The organism is Desulfovibrio sp. Huiquan2017, from assembly GCF_017351175.1.
Lineage (GTDB): Bacteria > Desulfobacterota > Desulfovibrionia > Desulfovibrionales > Desulfovibrionaceae > Pseudodesulfovibrio.
Genome location: NZ_JAFMPN010000001.1, coordinates 39,117 through 53,955 on the forward strand (window position 1 = coordinate 39,117; position 14,839 = coordinate 53,955).

The 14,839-nt window shown below is 62.0% G+C and carries 15 protein-coding genes and 1 tRNA gene; 9 read left to right on the forward strand and 7 right to left on the reverse strand.

Translation table 11 applies throughout. The features are described from left to right. Positions 1-6: 6 nt before the first annotated feature. The gene (gene mdoH / locus J0909_RS00170; protein ID WP_286181642.1) at positions 7-2,103 is read left to right on the forward strand and encodes a glucans biosynthesis glucosyltransferase MdoH; all 2,097 of its coding nucleotides are present in this window, start codon (positions 7-9) and stop codon (positions 2,101-2,103) included. 235 nt (positions 2,104-2,338) lie between these two features. On the opposite strand, the gene J0909_RS00175 is transcribed toward mdoH, so the two are convergent. Continuing rightward, positions 2,339-2,414 (reverse strand) — tRNA-Lys (locus J0909_RS00175). A 209-nt stretch (positions 2,415-2,623) separates the two neighbouring features. Between J0909_RS00175 and J0909_RS00180 the strand changes: the two genes are divergently transcribed. Both J0909_RS00180 and J0909_RS00185 read left to right on the forward strand, forming a co-directional pair. After that, entirely contained in the window at positions 2,624-4,342 is a 1,719-nt protein-coding gene (locus J0909_RS00180; RefSeq protein WP_286181643.1) for a protein-disulfide reductase DsbD family protein, read from the forward strand. Between the two features lie 31 nt (positions 4,343-4,373). Continuing rightward, entirely contained in the window at positions 4,374-5,570 is a 1,197-nt protein-coding gene (locus J0909_RS00185; protein ID WP_207259585.1) for an iron-containing alcohol dehydrogenase, read from the forward strand. Between the two features lie 51 nt (positions 5,571-5,621). On the opposite strand, the gene J0909_RS00190 is transcribed toward J0909_RS00185, so the two are convergent. Beyond that, positions 5,622-6,011 carry a hypothetical protein gene (locus J0909_RS00190; protein WP_207259586.1) on the reverse strand — a complete coding sequence of 130 codons (390 nt, stop codon included), beginning with the start codon at positions 6,009-6,011 and terminating at the stop codon, positions 5,622-5,624. Between the two features lie 89 nt (positions 6,012-6,100). Then, complete coding sequence (locus J0909_RS00195; RefSeq protein ID WP_207259587.1) at positions 6,101-7,324, reverse strand: M24 family metallopeptidase; 1,224 nt, start codon at positions 7,322-7,324, stop codon at positions 6,101-6,103. 86 nt (positions 7,325-7,410) lie between these two features. On the opposite strand from J0909_RS00195, the gene J0909_RS00200 reads away from it, so the two are divergent. From J0909_RS00200 to hisF, 5 genes are all read left to right on the forward strand, one after another. After that, the gene (locus J0909_RS00200; protein ID WP_207259588.1) at positions 7,411-7,830 is read left to right on the forward strand and encodes a CoA-binding protein; all 420 of its coding nucleotides are present in this window, start codon (positions 7,411-7,413) and stop codon (positions 7,828-7,830) included. Next, positions 7,827-8,264 (forward strand): YkgJ family cysteine cluster protein, encoded by a 438-nt coding sequence (locus J0909_RS00205; protein WP_207259589.1) that lies wholly within the window; start codon positions 7,827-7,829, stop codon positions 8,262-8,264. The genes J0909_RS00200 and J0909_RS00205 overlap by 4 nt, the downstream gene beginning before the upstream one ends. A 16-nt stretch (positions 8,265-8,280) precedes the next feature. Next, positions 8,281-9,054 (forward strand): J domain-containing protein, encoded by a 774-nt coding sequence (locus J0909_RS00210; RefSeq protein ID WP_207259590.1) that lies wholly within the window; start codon positions 8,281-8,283, stop codon positions 9,052-9,054. A gap of 157 nt (positions 9,055-9,211) precedes the next feature. Further along, positions 9,212-9,853 carry an imidazole glycerol phosphate synthase subunit HisH gene (gene hisH, locus J0909_RS00215; protein ID WP_207259591.1) on the forward strand — a complete coding sequence of 214 codons (642 nt, stop codon included), beginning with the start codon at positions 9,212-9,214 and terminating at the stop codon, positions 9,851-9,853. After that, on the forward strand, positions 9,843-10,622 hold the full coding sequence (gene hisF, locus J0909_RS00220; RefSeq protein ID WP_207259592.1) for an imidazole glycerol phosphate synthase subunit HisF: 780 nt from the start codon (positions 9,843-9,845) through the stop codon (positions 10,620-10,622). Before hisH ends, hisF begins: the two co-directional genes overlap by 11 nt. Positions 10,623-10,710: 88 nt before the next feature. Here the strand turns inward: hisF and moaC are convergent, their stop codons facing one another. From moaC to J0909_RS00240, 4 genes are read right to left on the reverse strand one after another with little or no spacing between them, the layout of a single operon-like run. Then, the gene (gene moaC, locus J0909_RS00225; RefSeq protein ID WP_207259593.1) at positions 10,711-11,190 is read right to left on the reverse strand and encodes a cyclic pyranopterin monophosphate synthase MoaC; all 480 of its coding nucleotides are present in this window, start codon (positions 11,188-11,190) and stop codon (positions 10,711-10,713) included. 3 nt (positions 11,191-11,193) lie between these two features. Further along, a complete protein-coding gene (gene dnaJ, locus J0909_RS00230) occupies positions 11,194-12,306 on the reverse strand; it encodes a molecular chaperone DnaJ (RefSeq protein ID WP_207259594.1) in 1,113 nt (370 codons plus the stop codon). 6 nt (positions 12,307-12,312) lie between these two features. After that, the gene (rpoZ, locus tag J0909_RS00235) at positions 12,313-12,543 is read right to left on the reverse strand and encodes a DNA-directed RNA polymerase subunit omega (protein WP_207259595.1); all 231 of its coding nucleotides are present in this window, start codon (positions 12,541-12,543) and stop codon (positions 12,313-12,315) included. A 34-nt stretch (positions 12,544-12,577) separates the two neighbouring features. Continuing rightward, complete coding sequence (locus J0909_RS00240) at positions 12,578-13,915, reverse strand: DUF4340 domain-containing protein (protein WP_207259596.1); 1,338 nt, start codon at positions 13,913-13,915, stop codon at positions 12,578-12,580. 165 nt (positions 13,916-14,080) lie between these two features. On the opposite strand from J0909_RS00240, the gene J0909_RS00245 reads away from it, so the two are divergent. After that, positions 14,081-14,830 (forward strand): tRNA lysidine(34) synthetase, encoded by a 750-nt coding sequence (locus J0909_RS00245; RefSeq protein WP_207259597.1) that lies wholly within the window; start codon positions 14,081-14,083, stop codon positions 14,828-14,830. Positions 14,831-14,839: the final 9 nt, after the last annotated feature.

A 14,839-nucleotide genomic window follows, 5' to 3' on the forward strand; every position in this document is an offset into this window, starting at 1 on the left:
CGGACCATGCAACGCGATGCGCAGAAGTCCCGCGCCCAGTTCTCCACCGCCAAACGCCGCTCGGTGCTGACCCTGCTCATCCTGATCCCGTCGGCCCTGGCCAGTGCCTACGTCGGATCCGTGCTGCCCGAAAAGGGGTCCACCCCGCTGGAGCTGGCCATCATCATCGTCTACTCGATCCTCTTCGCCTGGATATCCGTCGGGTTCTGGACGGCCATCATGGGCTGGTTCACGTTGATGCGCCGCTATGACCGCTTTACGGCCAGTCACGCCCTGAGCGAACCGCTGGAGCCGGAATCCGCCCCGCGCACGGCCGTGCTCTTCCCCATTTGCAATGAGGATACGCCGAGGGTCATGGCCGGGGTCAAGACCACTTACCTCTCCCTGCAACGCACGGGAAAGACGGAGCAATTCGACATCCACATCCTGAGCGACTCCGGCAGCGCGGACAAATGGATGGAGGAAGAGGCCGCCTGGGCCGGGCTGGTGGAGGAACTCGGAGCGCAAGAGCGCATCTTCTACCGCAACCGAAAGGTGAACCTGAAGCGCAAGAGCGGCAACGTAGCCGACTTCTGCCGCCGCCATGGCCGAAGCTACACTTACATGGCCGTGTTCGACGCGGACAGCGTCATGCGCGGCGACACCCTGTGCGACATGGTCCACATCATGGAGCGGCGGCCCCGCATCGGCATCCTGCAAACCGCGCCCGCCTGCTTCGGGCGGGAAACCCTGCTCGGGCGGCTGCAACAGTTCGCCAACCGCGCCTACGGCCCCATGTTCGCGGCCGGACTGCACTTCTGGCAGCTGGGCGACGCCCAATACTGGGGCCACAACGCGCTCATCCGCGTGGAACCGTTCATGCGCCACTGCGGCCTGCCCCGGCTGTCGGGCAATCCGCCTCTGGGCGGCGACATCCTCAGTCACGACTTCGTGGAAGCCTCGCTCATGCGCCGCGCCGGGTGGGAAGTTTGGCTGGCCTTCGACCTGACCGGCAGTTGGGAGGAGAACCCGCCCAACCTGCTCTCGGAGCTGAAACGCGACCGGCGCTGGTGCCAGGGCAATCTGCAACACCTCCGCCTGCTGTTCACCGAAGGGCTCTTCCCGGCCCACCGGGTGCTTTTTCTCAACGGCGCCATGAGCTACGTCTCGGCCCTGTTGTGGTTCCTCTTCCTGATGCTATCCTCGGCCGAGGCCGTGCTCCAAGCCATGGTCGGACCGAGCTACTTCGCGGCAACGCGCTCCCTGTTCCCGTCCTGGCCCGTATGGCAGCCCCTCTGGGCCCTGGTTCTGCTGGGCACCACGGGCGTCCTGCTCTTCTTTCCCAAGGTCCTGAGCTACCTGATAATCGTGTTCAAGACCCGACAGGCAAAACAGTTCGGCGGCGCATTGAAGTTGCTGTCGAGTATTGTCCTGGAAGTGGCCTTCTCGGCATTGCTCGCACCCATACGCATGTTTTTCCATAGCAAGTTTGTGTGCATCACCCTGCTTGGCCGGAAAATAGGCTGGGGGTCGCAACAGCGCGACGACCGACCGACCACCTGGGGCGACGCTCTGCGTTTTCACGGCGGGGGCACCCTCTTTGGACTACTTTGGGGCGGAATCGTCTGGCTCTATGCCCCGCGCTTTTTCTGGTGGATCGCCCCCATCGTCCTGCCCATCGTCCTGTCCATGCCCCTGTCCGTGTTGACCAGCCACGACGGCCCAGGCCGCTGGCTGCGCAAGAAGGGACTGCTCCTCATTCCCGAGGAGACCTGCCCGGATCAAGAAATTCGGGATGTGACCCGCTTCACGGCCGAAATGGAGGCCGCGCCCGTGCCCCTCAATCTGCCCCGCCAGGCGGGCTTCCTGCGCGCGCTGCTCGACCCGGCAGTCAACGGCCTGCGCCGCGCCCTGCTCCTGCGCCACAAGCGTAATCCGGGCGAAGCAGCCCGCAAACGAAGCGCCAGCCTGACGGAAAAGGTGTTGACGGCGGGTCCCAACGCCCTGTCCCCCGGCGAAAAGCTGACCTTGTTGCGCGACCCGGACGGTCTCCTGGCCGTGCATCGCCAGGCCTGGACCGCCGACGACGGCGCCGTGCGCCGGGCATGGCTCAAACAGGCCTGACCCCGCCCGCGCAACGACGCGCCAGGGGCGTCCCCTATCGAACATCATTCCATTGACCTGACGCCAGGGTAAGGTAAGATAAATTCGCGCCGGAAAGACCGCAGGCCGTACGGCGTGCGCTCAGGCAATCACCCAGATCAGCGACGAGAACATCCATGAACAACACCGCCAACGGCATTCACGGAATCAGGAAACGAAAAAACCCCGCCATTGCTGACGGGGTGTGTTTTCTGAGTGGTGGGTCACCAAGGAATCGAACCTTGAACCTCCGGATTAAGAGTCCGCTGCTCTGCCAATTGAGCTAGTGACCCACTCGGTCGCGCCGTTGTTCGTCACGACGGAGAGATAACTATAAGTAGGCCCAGAAAAAGTCAACAACAAATTTCCATTTTTTTTAAATAGGACCTAAATGCCCATAAACAAGCTGTTTTTCACCCTCCTTCTAAGCGCCCTTCTGTTCCTGCCCGCATCGCCCGCAAAGGCTCTGATGCAGCCATCTTCCCTGCCAATGAAGACTTCGATGGAACCGTTCGGCCTGGCCCCGGACGCGATTAGAACCGGTTCTCCGGGCGGCGTCCTGCTGGCCCTGACCCTGCACATCGAAAAGGATTGGTACGCCTATTCCAACGTGCCGGGCGAGACGGGCAAGCCCACGCGGCTGACGGCCACCGCCGCCGACGGGACCTCCCTGGCCGTGTTCTATCCCAAAGGCGAGGACAAGCCGGATTCCTACGATCCGACGATCACCGTGGCCGCGTACCACGACGGGACCACCCTATTCGTTCTGGTGCCCAACGGCCTGAAACGCCCCTTCCCGGTGAATCTGTCCCTGGACCTGCTCCTGTGCCACCCGACCAAGTGCGTCCCGGCCCGGGTCGAATCCGCCTTCGGACAGGCCGAACTCGACGCCGGCGCCCTCCCGGCCGCCGCCGCACAACCGTGGTGGGACGACTTCCGGCACATGGCTCGCGGCACGGCGCAGTCCCCGGCCGAGCCTGCCCCCGAGGCCGATGCGGCCGTCATAAACTGGCAATTTGCCCCGACCTACTTCCAGCCGGGACTCGAAGTGGGCGGTCTGCTCTCGGCCGTGCTCATGGGGCTTTTGGCAGGACTCATCCTCAACATCATGCCGTGCGTCCTGCCGGTGGTCAGCCTGAAGCTCTCCTCCCTGCTCGGAGCCGGGGCCGACGGAGACCCACACGCGCGTATCCGGGCCTTCCGCGAGCACAACGTCTTTTTCGTGCTCGGCGTATTGACCTTCTTCCTGATTCTGGCCCTGGTCCTGGGCGCCACGGGCTCGGCCTGGGGGGCGCTGTTCCAGAACCGCTGGCTGGTATTCGGCATGGCCGCAATCATGGGCGCCCTGGCCCTGAGCCTGTTCGGCCTGTTCCACCTGCCGGTCATCGACCTCAAATTCGGGGCCGGGCACAACACCCCGCGCAAGCAGGCGTTCTTCACCGGAATGCTGACGACCCTGCTGGCCACCCCATGCAGCGGCCCGTTTCTGGGCGGCGTGCTCGGTTGGGCACTCATCCAGGGGCCGGTGATCATCGCCACGGTTTTCGTTTCCATCGGCCTGGGCATGTCCGCGCCCTACTTGCTGCTCATAGTGAGCCCCGGCCTGTCACGCTTCCTGCCTCGGTCCGGACCGTGGATCGTGTACGTGGAAAAGGGCATCGCCTTCTTCCTGCTGGGCACGGCCTTCTATCTGCTCGGCATCGCCTTGGGCGGCGCGAGCATGCGCATCCTCGCCCCCTTGTGGGTCATCCTGTTCGGCGGCTGGCTGTGGGTCCGCTCCCGCCCTCTCCGGCAGGGGACCCAACTCGTCCTGCGCATCGCCATGCTCGTGCTCCTGGCCGCCACGGTCTACTGGACTCTCCCCATGCAAACCCAATCCGATCCGTGGGAGCAATTCTCTCCCGCCACACTCGACCGCGACCTGGGCGGCGAAAAGATCTTCCTGGAATTCACCGCCGACTGGTGTCCCACCTGCAAGGCCCTTGAGGCCACGGTCATGACCAGGAAAAACGTAACCACGTGGAAGGAGCGCTACGGCGTCCGCTTCATCAAGGTGGACATGACCAAACGCGACCCCGAGGCCGAGGCGCTGCTGGCCGCGCTGGGCAGCCGCAGCCTGCCCACGGCTGCCGTGTTCCGGGTCAACGGTCGCGAGACCCCGGTGGTCATCCGCGATCTGTACACAGCCGACCAGCTTGAAAGCTTGCTGAAATCCCTTTAGATAATCGAAAACAACTTCGAGGAGACACCCCTTGCTCAACTTTCAGTACTTCATGCCCACCCGCATAGTCTTCGGTCCCGACAGCCTCGACCGCCTGGGAGACACCCCCCACCTGCCGCGCGGCGACAAGGCCATGATCGTCATCGGCCAGTCCGGTGCAATGATCGACCAGGGCTACCTGGCCCGCGTCCAGTCCCTGCTCTCCAAGCAGGACGTCCAGACCATCGTCTACGACAAAATCCAACCCAACCCCGAATCCGACACCGTGGACGAGGCGGCCGCCGTCTGCCGCGACATGGGCGTCAAGTTCGTGGTCGGCCTGGGCGGCGGGTCCACCATCGACTCGGCCAAGGCCATCGCCACCATGGCAACCAATCCCGGCAAATACTGGGACTACATGCAGGCGGGTTCCGGCGGAGGCCAGACCCCGGCAAACGAGCCCCTGCCCATCGTGGCCATCCCGACCACGGCGGGCACCGGCACCGAGGCCGACCCGTGGACTGTCATCACCAAGTCCGGCACCGACGCGCAAGAGAAAGTCGGCTGGGGGTATGACGGAACCTTCCCGGCCCTGTCCATCGTGGATCCCAAGTTGATGCTTTCCGTGCCGCCGAGGCAGACCGCCTACACCGGCATGGACGCCTTTTTCCACGCGGCTGAGGCATATCTGGCCACCTGCCGCCAGCCTGCCAGCGACGCGCTCGCCCTGGAGGCCGTGCACCTCATCAGCCACACCCTGCCCCAGGCCGTGGCCGATGGCGGCAACCTGGAGGCGCGGACCGTCATGGCCTGGGCCAGCACTGCGGCCGGGCTGTGCGAAACCTACTCCTCGTGCATCTCCCAGCACTCCCTGGAACACGCCCTGTCGGCCTTCCACCCCCATCTGCCCCACGGGGCCGGGCTGGTGCTGCTGTCCAAGGCGTACTTCGGCTTCCTGGCCGCCCGGGGCGAGGAACGCCTGGGCGATCTGGCCCTGGCCATGGGCGATACCCTGGCCGAGGACCTGGAAGAGGAAGTGAGCGGCGTGGCCTTCCTGGACGCCCTGGACACGCTCATCACCGAGGTCGGCCTGGGCGAGGAGAAATTGTCCGACTACGGCGTGACCCGCGAGGAAATCCCGGCCCTGGCCGAAAATGCGCTGTCCACCATGGGCGAACTCTTCGCCGTCACCCCGGTGGACATGTCCGTGGAGGACGTCATCGCCATCTACGAGGCGGCCTACGAATAAACCGCCCCCCTGTGCGCAGATAAAGAAAAGGCTCCCTTTCGGGAGCCTTTTTCATTCCGGCAGGGACGATTCGCGAAGGAGCCAGTGTTGCGCGTCCTGTTGGGTATGGAAACTCTTGTAGGAAGCGGAACGGTTGACCAGGGCGGTTTCCACCAGCCGGCTGGCCTCCGGGTTGTGCGGATTGGACAGGACGGCCAGGCGCAGGCCGAGCTTGGCCACGTCCCTGTTCTCCATGAAATTGGCGAAGGTGATGACGTCCAATGGCGAAAGGTCCAGGCGAAAGGTCCGGTTATCTACCAAAATGCGCGTCCGGCGGGTCTCCCGGGCCTTGGACAGCAAGTGCAGCCCCCATTCGATAAAGGTCTCGGCATCGTTGACCACGCCATCGGTGATGCACAGAAGATACTCATCCTTGGATGTGAAAATCTGGGTGTAATCCATGCTTCCCCCGGTTGTTGCGAACAGGTGGCGGAAGGCCCGCCTTTGTTTCACCTTACAACACCCGACGGAAAGAATCCAATCAGGCTCTCCTATTTCACCGGAATCATGTCGTAGCGGTCGCCCGAAATGCAGCGGCAGCCGTCGGCCGTGATCTCGAAGGTGTTCTCCACGCCGACCATGGCCACGTCGCGAATGCCTTGTTTGGGCTCCAAGGCGATAACCATGCCCTGTTCCAGCGGCTGGGTGAACCCCTTGGCCATGGGCGGGAACTCGTCCACGGTCAAGCCGATGCCATGGCCCACGAACGGGACCTTGTTCTCATCCAGCCCCATGAAGCCGTCGGCAAAGCCCCGTTTCCCGGCCTCCTCTACGCAATGGACGTAGAGTGTCTCCGGCGTGACGCCCGGTCCGGCCTCGGCGCACATCCAGTCCTGAAGCTCCATGCAGAACTCGTGGGCGCGGCGGATGTCGGCGGGGATGGACGAGGCGGCCCCGGCGAAATAGGCCTGGGTCTTGTCCGTATGGTAACCTTCGAGCTGGAAGCCGATGTCGAGCATGAGCGGCTCACCCTCCCGCCAGATCTTGTTTGCGTTCCCCATAAGCGCCGAGGCGGGATGCTCGCCGCGCAATCCCAAGGGCCCGTTGAACCCGCTGGGGTAGTTGCCGGAATCCCCGGCCGAGACATGGCCCAGGAAAGCCTCTTCGTCGTGAGCCTGCATGCGCAGAATGCCCATATGCCCTTCGCCGAAGAAGACCTCCCACGCCTTGTGAGCGATCTCGCGCTCGGTCATGCCGGGATGGATCCTGCCGGGCAGGACGTCATACAGGCAGTGATGGTGCTTTTCGCCGCAGCGGCGCAGGATGTCCAGCTCGAACTCGGACTTGACCATTCTGGCCAAGGCCACGGCATGATCGCCGGGAACGAGGGTGTAATCCTTAAGCTTGGCCGCCAGCATGGTCCCGAGCTGCCAGGTGAGCCCGGACATGACCGCGGCCAGGGTCGGGGTAAAGGGACTGCCGACGTCAGCGCACAGGCCGGGCAGTTCCGAATAGGATTTGTATGGAAGGATATGATCGATGCCCGCCTCCAGCCGGGCCCGGTTAACGCCCTTGCGGATGAGCAGCACGGAATCGCCCTCGAGCGGAACCCAAAGCACGCCCTGGCCGAACGTGCCGGTCAGGTAGTAGATGTTCAGCCTGGAAAAGACTAGGATGCCGCCCGCTTCGGGAGCGAGAACATGCAGATGGCGCCGAACGGCGTCACGGCGGCGCTTCAGTTCTTCTTCGGGGATACGGGCAAGGGCTTCGAACATGGGGAGGCTCCTTCAAGGATATATCGACTAGGCAATCGGAAGGCTTTGCTGTACAACGGCCTTCGCAATCAACGAGGTATCGAACTATGCTGATCGACATCAAAGAGCTAGCGCCCCTGCTGCGCGAGGTCAAGACCATCGCGGTGATCGGAGCCGTGGACAAACCGGGACGCCCCGTGGACATGGTGGGCCGCGCCCTCATCGACATGGGCTTCACCGTCATCCCCGTCCACCCAAAACGCACCGATGTCTGGGGATTGGCCACCTACCCCACCCTGGGCGACATTCCCGTGCCCGTGGACCTGGTGGACGTTTTCCGGGCCCCGCAGTTCTGCCCGGATCACGCCCGCGAAACCCTGGCCCTGGAGCCGCGGCCGAAGGTTTTCTGGATGCAGTCCGGCATCGTCAGCCCCGAAGCCCGCAACATCCTCGCCGGAAGCGGCATCACCGTGGTCGAAGATCACTGCACCCAGGTCGAAATGCGGGCCATGGGGATCCGCCCATGACCGTGGCCGCCTTCACCTGCCGCATGTGCGGCCATTGTTGCCAGGGCGAGGGCGGCATCGTCATGACCGACAAGGACCGCGAACGGCTCGCCGACTTTCTCGATATTTCCGTGGAGGAACTGGTCGCGCGCTACGCCCATACGCGCGGCGGCAAGATTCAGCTCAACGTGGGCGAGGACAACTACTGCGTCTTTTACAAAGACGGCTGTGGAGTGCACCCCGGCCGCCCCGACATCTGCCGGGCCTGGCCCTATTTCCGGGGCAACCTCATCGACGAAACCAGTTGGGAAATGATTCAGGAATACTGTCCCGGCATAAATCCGGAAGCCGGCCACGCTGAATTCGTCCGCCAGGGGCGCGCCTATTTGCGCGAGCACGGCCTTTTGCGCTATGATCCCGACACGTCGCCCAACGCATTGATTTCCGACGAGTAAACCAAGGACGCATCCCATGAATCTCCAGGAATGCCTCAAAGAGCTTCAGCTCGCCCCCGGGGCGAACCTGGAAGAGGTCAAATCCGCCTTCCGCAAACTGGCCTTCAAGTACCACCCGGACCTGAACCCGAGCCCCCGGGCCGCCGAACGGTTCCGCGTGGTCAACGAGGCCTACGTCACGGCCCGCAAGATCCTGGACGAAGCAGGTCCGGCACGGACCGCGTCTCGCGGCCCCGATTCGGAAGGCCCGAAGACCGGCCGCGAACAAGGGGCCAAGGCCTACGCACGCCAACAGGGCAAAACGGTCCCGCCCAAACCGGAAAGAAGACGGCGCTCCACCCGGGCCAGGACTCAAAGCTATTATTACAAGGAAGAGGAAGTCCTGCGGACCATCCTCAACGACCCCTTTGCCAAGAAGGTGTTCGAGGACATCTACTCCCAGATCCGCAAGGACAAACCCGGCTACAAGGGACCGCTGGAACTCAAGAAGCGCAGTCTGCAACTGCACTGGGGCGAGCGGACCCTCAACCTGGACTTCTCCAAGGGCATCAAGGGATGGCTCAAGGGCCAGATGGACTTTGAGCAGACCGTCCACTATCCGGCCTCCCACCTCCTGCCGGGCCGCAAGATCCGCATCACCGTGGAACATCCCTTCACCAAGGGGACCAAGACCATCGAGGTCACCCTGCCCCGGGATTTCGTGGTCGGCCGTCCCATCCGGCTCAAGGGACTGGGCCGCAAGCTCGGCCCTTTCAAGGGCGACCTGCTTTTGCGCATCCTCGGAAAATGACAATTTCAGGGCCGAAATCCGCCTCGGCCAACCCCCTGCCGAAACGAACATTTGCCAATTCTGGCATACACTTTTGCCGCTGAAATAAAAGCCTTGTTTTCCACCGGTATTTTTACTAGTCGCTGTAGCATACCGAGTATAAAGCGGAGGAACCCCCATGCTCGCCATCTTCGATTACAAGGCGGGGAACCAGACCAGCGTCCACAGGGCCCTGGAGCATCTGGGTATCCCGAATGAAATTACCAACGATCCGGAAAAATTGGACAAAGCCTCAGGGATCATCTTTCCGGGCGTTGGCGCCGCAGGCCAAGCCATGGAAGAACTGGAATCCGGCGGCCTCGACGAAGTCATCAAGAAACTCATCGGGCAAAAGAAGCCCGTGCTGGGCATTTGCGTGGGCTGCCAGATTCTCCTGGACTACTCCGAGGAAAACGACACCAAGGCCCTGGAGGTCATCCCCGGCGAATGCCGCCTGTTCAACCCTTCCTGGGTGGACTACGAGGACATTCAAATCCGCGTGCCGCACATGGGCTGGAACCAGGTGGAGCTGCTCAAGGAATGCGAACTCTTCGACGGAATCGACCCGGACGCGGATTTCTACTTCGTGCACAGCTACTACCCCGCCCCCAAGGAGGAGTTCGTCATCGGCACCACCCGCTACGGCATCGACTTCTGCTCAGTGCATGGCCGCAAGGGACTGTGGGCCGTTCAATTCCACCCGGAAAAGAGCGGCCGTCCCGGCCTGAAGATGCTCCGCAATTTCTACGACTACTGTCTGGAGGCCTCCGATGCTGAGTAAACGCGTCATCCCCTGCCTCGACGTGCGCAACGGCCGTCTGACCAAGGGCATCAAGTTCGAGGGCAACGTGGACATCGGCGACCCGGTTGAATCCGCCAGGCGATACTACGAGGAAGGCGCGGACGAAATCGTCTTCTACGACATCACCGCCTCGCACGAAGCGCGCGGCATCTTCCTGGACGTGGTCGAAAAAGTCGCCTCCCAGATTTTCATACCCTTCTCCGTGGGCGGCGGCATCAACACCGTGGCCGACATGCGCGATGTGCTCGTGGCCGGAGCGGAAAAGGTCTCGGTCAACTCCGGCGCGGTCAAGAACCCCGACATAATCAGCGAAGGCGCGGCCATGTTCGGCTCCCAGTGCGTGGTGCTCGGCATGGACGTCAAACGCGTGCCCAAATCCGAAGACATCCCCTCGGGTTTCGAGATCGTCATCCACGGCGGCCGCAAATACATGGGCATGGACGCCATCGAATGGGCCAAGACCGGCGAAGCGCTGGGTGCGGGTGAAATCTGCCTGAACTCCATTGACGCCGACGGCGTGAAGAACGGCTATGACCTGGAGCTGACCCGCCTGGTGGCCGAATCCGTGACCATCCCGGTCATCGCCTCCGGTGGTGCGGGCAACCCTCAGCACATGGTGGACGCCGTGACCGAAGGCAAGGCCACTGCCGCGCTCATCGCCTCCATCGTCCATTACGGCGAGTACACCATCCCACAAATCAAGAAATACATGTCCGAGCACGGCGTCCAGACGCGAATGGTCTGGTAGTGCCGCAACGAGCGAAACAAACAAGAAAGCCCCGCCGGATCAATCCGACGGGGCTTTTCCTTCTCTTGAAGAAGCGCTTTGGTCCGGCCTATTCACCCCGGAACGTACCGCTTTTGCCGCCGGATTTGAAAATCAAGCGGCAATTGTCGATGACGATATCCTTCTGGACCGCCTTGCACATGTCGTAGATAGTCGCGGCCGCCGCCTGGCAGCCGATCAAGGCTTCCATCTCGACACCGGTCTTGTAGGCTGTCCGAACCTCGCATTCCAGCTCGATGGTCGAATCCTCGTCATGCACGGTGAATCGCACGTCGATGTAGCTGATGGGCAGGGGATGGCACATGGGGATCAGATCACTGGTCCGTTTGGCCGCCTGGATGCCCGCTATCTTGGCCGTGGTCAACACGTCTCCCTTGGGCAGGGCGTCCGCCTTGAGCAGACGCAAGGTTTCCGAGGAAAGGCGAACCAGCCCCCGGACAATAGCCGTGCGGGTCGTGTCGTTCTTGGCGGAAACGTCCACCATGCGGGCATTGCCGTCACGGTCCATGTGCGAAAATCCGTCTGCCATAGTCTACTCTCCCATGACCTTGTCCTTGGCCTTCTTGAAGAAGCCCTTGGCCCGGTTCTTGAGTTTTCCGGCTTCGATCTCGGCGAACTCCTTGAGAAGCTCCTCTTGGCGGCCGTTCAGCTTGGAGGGCGTCTTCACGCGGACCTCCACAAGCAGGTCGCCATTCTGGGTGGAACCGAGATGGGGCAAACCCAGGCCGCGCAGCCGAAAGACTTCGCCGGACTGGGTGCCACTGGGGATGTCCAGGTTCACCGGCTCGTCCAGAGTAGGCACTTCCAGGCGGTGCCCCAGAGCAGCCTCGACCATGGAGATTTCTCGGCTGAGGATCAAATTCTGGCCCTGGCGCTCGAAGGTTTCGTCCGGAGTGACCCGGATGACCACGTAGAGATCGCCCGGAGGGCCTCCGTTAACCCCGGCCTCGCCCTCGCCGCGCAGGCGCAGGCGCGAATTGTTGTCCACGCCCGCCGGAATGCGGACGTTGAGGTCCTTGTCCTTGATGACCGTGCCGCGCCCCATGCAGGTGTCGCAGGGCTCGGTGATCAGCTTACCCGCGCCCCGACATTGGGGACAGGTGGCGGAAATGCGGAAGAACCCCTGGGATTGCTGGACCGTGCCGGACCCGCCGCACTGGGGACAGGTCTGGGGCGAAGAGCCGGGGGCCGCCCCGCTGCCGCCACAGGTCTCGCAGGTGGATTCCACGGGAATTTTGATGGAAACTTCGGTGCCCTTGGCCGCATCCCGAAAGGAAATCTCCAGGTTGTACCGCAGGTCGGAACCGGCCCGGGGCCGATTGGTCCGCCCGGCCGAAGAAAACCCGAAGACTTCGCCAAAGATATCGCTGAACGCGCCGAAGATGTCCTCGTTGCTCGAAAATCCGGAGAAGCCGTTGCCGTTCACGCCGTCATGGCCGAACCGGTCATAGGACTGGCGTTTTTCCGGGCTGCCCAGGACCTCGTAGGCCTCGGCGGCTTCCTTGAACTTGGATTCGGCGTCGGGATCATCCTGGTTGCGGTCGGGATGAAACTTGAAGGCCAACCTCCGATACGCCGTCTTGATCTCGTCCTGGGAGGCGGTTCGCTCCACCTCCAGGATCTCGTAATAATCGCGTTTGGACATGGTCGGCTACTGAGCGTCCTCGGTTTCGGAAGCATGCAGGTGAAGGTCCGAGGAAGTGTCGGGAATGACTTTGGCCGCCGCGATCTCACGCAGGGCATTGACTATTTCCTTATTCTTGGAATCAACCAGCGGCTCGTAGCCTTCACGGTACTGCTTGACCCGCTTGATAGCCATCTGGGTGATGAGAAAACGATTGCTCACTTTGGCCAGACAATCTTCAACGGTAATCCTTGCCATGATATTCTCCTTAAAGACTTCGTTTGAAGCGCCGTTATTCGTTTTTTACGGACTCGCCCGCCGGGAACATCCCCTGCAGGTCCTTGAGCAGCCGGGCGGAGACCGGGTAATACATACCGTCTCCGTTCTTTACCCAACACTGCCCCTGGGGCAGCTTGGGGTCCGCGTAGAAGGTAACCGCCTTCAACTCGTTTCCGTTGCCGTCCAGCAGGCGGCAGTGCATGAGCTTCACAGCCGTGGCGGCCAGATTATTCAGGGGCAACGCCTCAAACTGTAATTCAGTAAATCGCCAGAGCGCCATGTCAATGCCGGGGATGTCTTTTCCCCCACCTTCCACGCGCCAGCCGGCATGCTCACGACGGACCACGTAGCGCCGATCGCCGTTGACGATGACGATGACGGCCACTTGGCCGATATCCAGGGTAAACACGTTGCGCCCCTGAACGTCGAATGCGCTCTTCACCAGTTGGCTGACGCTCTCCGCATCGAGCAGGAACGGCACGGTCAACCAGGACGAGCGGCCGAAATAGTATTTGGAGTCATCCGCAATGGTAAAAAACTCCACCGACGACGGCTCATCATTCCCCGTCCAGACCTTAATGGTCAGGGCCGCCATGCTCTTTTCCGGCTCCGCAGGTTCAAGCACCAGCTTGCCCGCCCGAAGCAAGGCCAGGGTGTGCAGGTAGAGCTTGAGCTCCGAGCTGGACGCCTCCTTGCCTTTGAGGTAGCCGGGCTGGACGAAGGTGAACCCCTTGGCCCCGCGCCTGGCCACCCAACTCGAACCGAACGGCTGGACGAGCTGCACCTGGCTGACTCGCTCCTCGTTGAAGCGAAAAATCCTGGTGTCGAGAAAATGGGCGACAGGATGGGCCAACTGCCCGAAAACCTCGCCCCCGAATTCGTATACCCGGCCAGGTGTCTCCGAATTCCATCCGTAGGTCTTGCCCGACTCGCCCGGGACGAACCGAATGTTCAGGGACGGCGAATTTTCGTCGCCGGACTGGACTACGAGCCTGAGTCCGGGTTCGTTCAGGCCGTATTGCCTGAGCAACCCGACCTCGTCCCCTTCGAAGACGAGCAACGGAACCAACCCGGCCAGGCGATTCAGGTAATCACGAACCCGGGAATCCACGGCCTTGGCCGAAACGTTCCAGGACGCGCCTGGAACCCGCGCCGCCCAATGGCCGCCCGAGGCGACCAGGGTATATGCGTCGCCACCCTGTCGGATGTGCAACGACTTGACCTTGTTCAGGGAATGTGCCAGCCAACGGGACGTCACGACCTGTTTCTCCATACCGGACCTGAGCCAGTACGCGCCACCGGCCAAGGCGGCCGCAAGCACGACAATGACGAGAAACAGAATCCGTTTCAAAACAGGCATCCTCCGGAAGGACCTGGCGCCGACCCCGAACGGCGGCTCGAACCGTGACGCGAAAGCTTGTAAAGCTGCCCCAAGGGGGCTTGCAAGTCAAGCAGGAATACTCTATCTGCCTGACCTGGCAAGCCCTGCATAGCAAATCGAACGGGAGAAAAACAGATGGCCTCATGGGGCAAACTCACCTTCGCGCAGAAAAAATGCGTCACCGCCACGGGCAAGCTCATGCAGCAGACCGACATGGTCACCGGGGGAGCACGCATCGGCCTGGCCATCTCCGGCGGCGTGGACAGTTTCCTCATGCTCAAGGTCATGACCATTCGCCGGGCGATCATGCCCTTTCCGGTCGAACTGATGGCCCTGCACGTCAACCCGGGCTTCGACCCCGCCTCCCACAAACCGCTGGTCAAATGGTGCGCGGAGAACGGACTGGCCGCGCATGTGGAGCTGACCGACTTCGGGCCGCGCGCCCATGGCGAGGAAAACCGCAAGAATTCTCCGTGCTTCTGGTGTGCCATGCAACGCCGAAAGCGCCTCTTCGAGCTCTGCCGCAACTACGGCTTGACCCACCTGGCCTTCGGTCACAACGCCGACGACAACGTAGTCACATTCTTCATGAACGTGGTCCAAAACGGACGCGCCGACGGACTTTCCGCCAACGAACCGTTCTTCGGCGGCAAGCTCAAGGTCATCCGGCCGACCATGCTTCTGGACAAAAAAACCGTCATCAAGGCGGCCTCCCAGTGGGATCTGCCCATCTGGGAAAACGTCTGCCCTTCCAACGGATTCACCAAGCGGGACGAAATTCATGAATGGTTGCGGACCATGTGGAAAAAAGATAAACGCATAAAAAACAACATCTTCAATGCCATAACTCGGCAACAAGTCAACTTGACAAGTAAAAAAGTCTAGACTAAAAGT

Coding starts and splice junctions, on each gene's coding strand:
- J0909_RS00190 (WP_207259586.1), bottom strand. CDS start 6,011: ATGGATTACACCCAGATTTTCACATCCAAGGATGAGTATCTTCTGTGC.
- hisF (WP_207259592.1), top strand. CDS start 9,843: ATGCTGAGTAAACGCGTCATCCCCTGCCTCGACGTGCGCAACGGCCGT.
- J0909_RS00180 (WP_286181643.1), top strand. CDS start 2,624: ATGGAACCGTTCGGCCTGGCCCCGGACGCGATTAGAACCGGTTCTCCG.
- rpoZ (WP_207259595.1), bottom strand. CDS start 12,543: ATGGCAAGGATTACCGTTGAAGATTGTCTGGCCAAAGTGAGCAATCGT.
- moaC (WP_207259593.1), bottom strand. CDS start 11,190: ATGGCAGACGGATTTTCGCACATGGACCGTGACGGCAATGCCCGCATG.
- dnaJ (WP_207259594.1), bottom strand. CDS start 12,306: ATGTCCAAACGCGATTATTACGAGATCCTGGAGGTGGAGCGAACCGCC.
- J0909_RS00245 (WP_207259597.1), top strand. CDS start 14,081: ATGGCCTCATGGGGCAAACTCACCTTCGCGCAGAAAAAATGCGTCACC.
- J0909_RS00205 (WP_207259589.1), top strand. CDS start 7,827: ATGACCGTGGCCGCCTTCACCTGCCGCATGTGCGGCCATTGTTGCCAG.
- J0909_RS00210 (WP_207259590.1), top strand. CDS start 8,281: ATGAATCTCCAGGAATGCCTCAAAGAGCTTCAGCTCGCCCCCGGGGCG.
- J0909_RS00195 (WP_207259587.1), bottom strand. CDS start 7,324: ATGTTCGAAGCCCTTGCCCGTATCCCCGAAGAAGAACTGAAGCGCCGC.
- hisH (WP_207259591.1), top strand. CDS start 9,212: ATGCTCGCCATCTTCGATTACAAGGCGGGGAACCAGACCAGCGTCCAC.
- J0909_RS00200 (WP_207259588.1), top strand. CDS start 7,411: ATGCTGATCGACATCAAAGAGCTAGCGCCCCTGCTGCGCGAGGTCAAG.
- mdoH (WP_286181642.1), top strand. CDS start 7: ATGCAACGCGATGCGCAGAAGTCCCGCGCCCAGTTCTCCACCGCCAAA.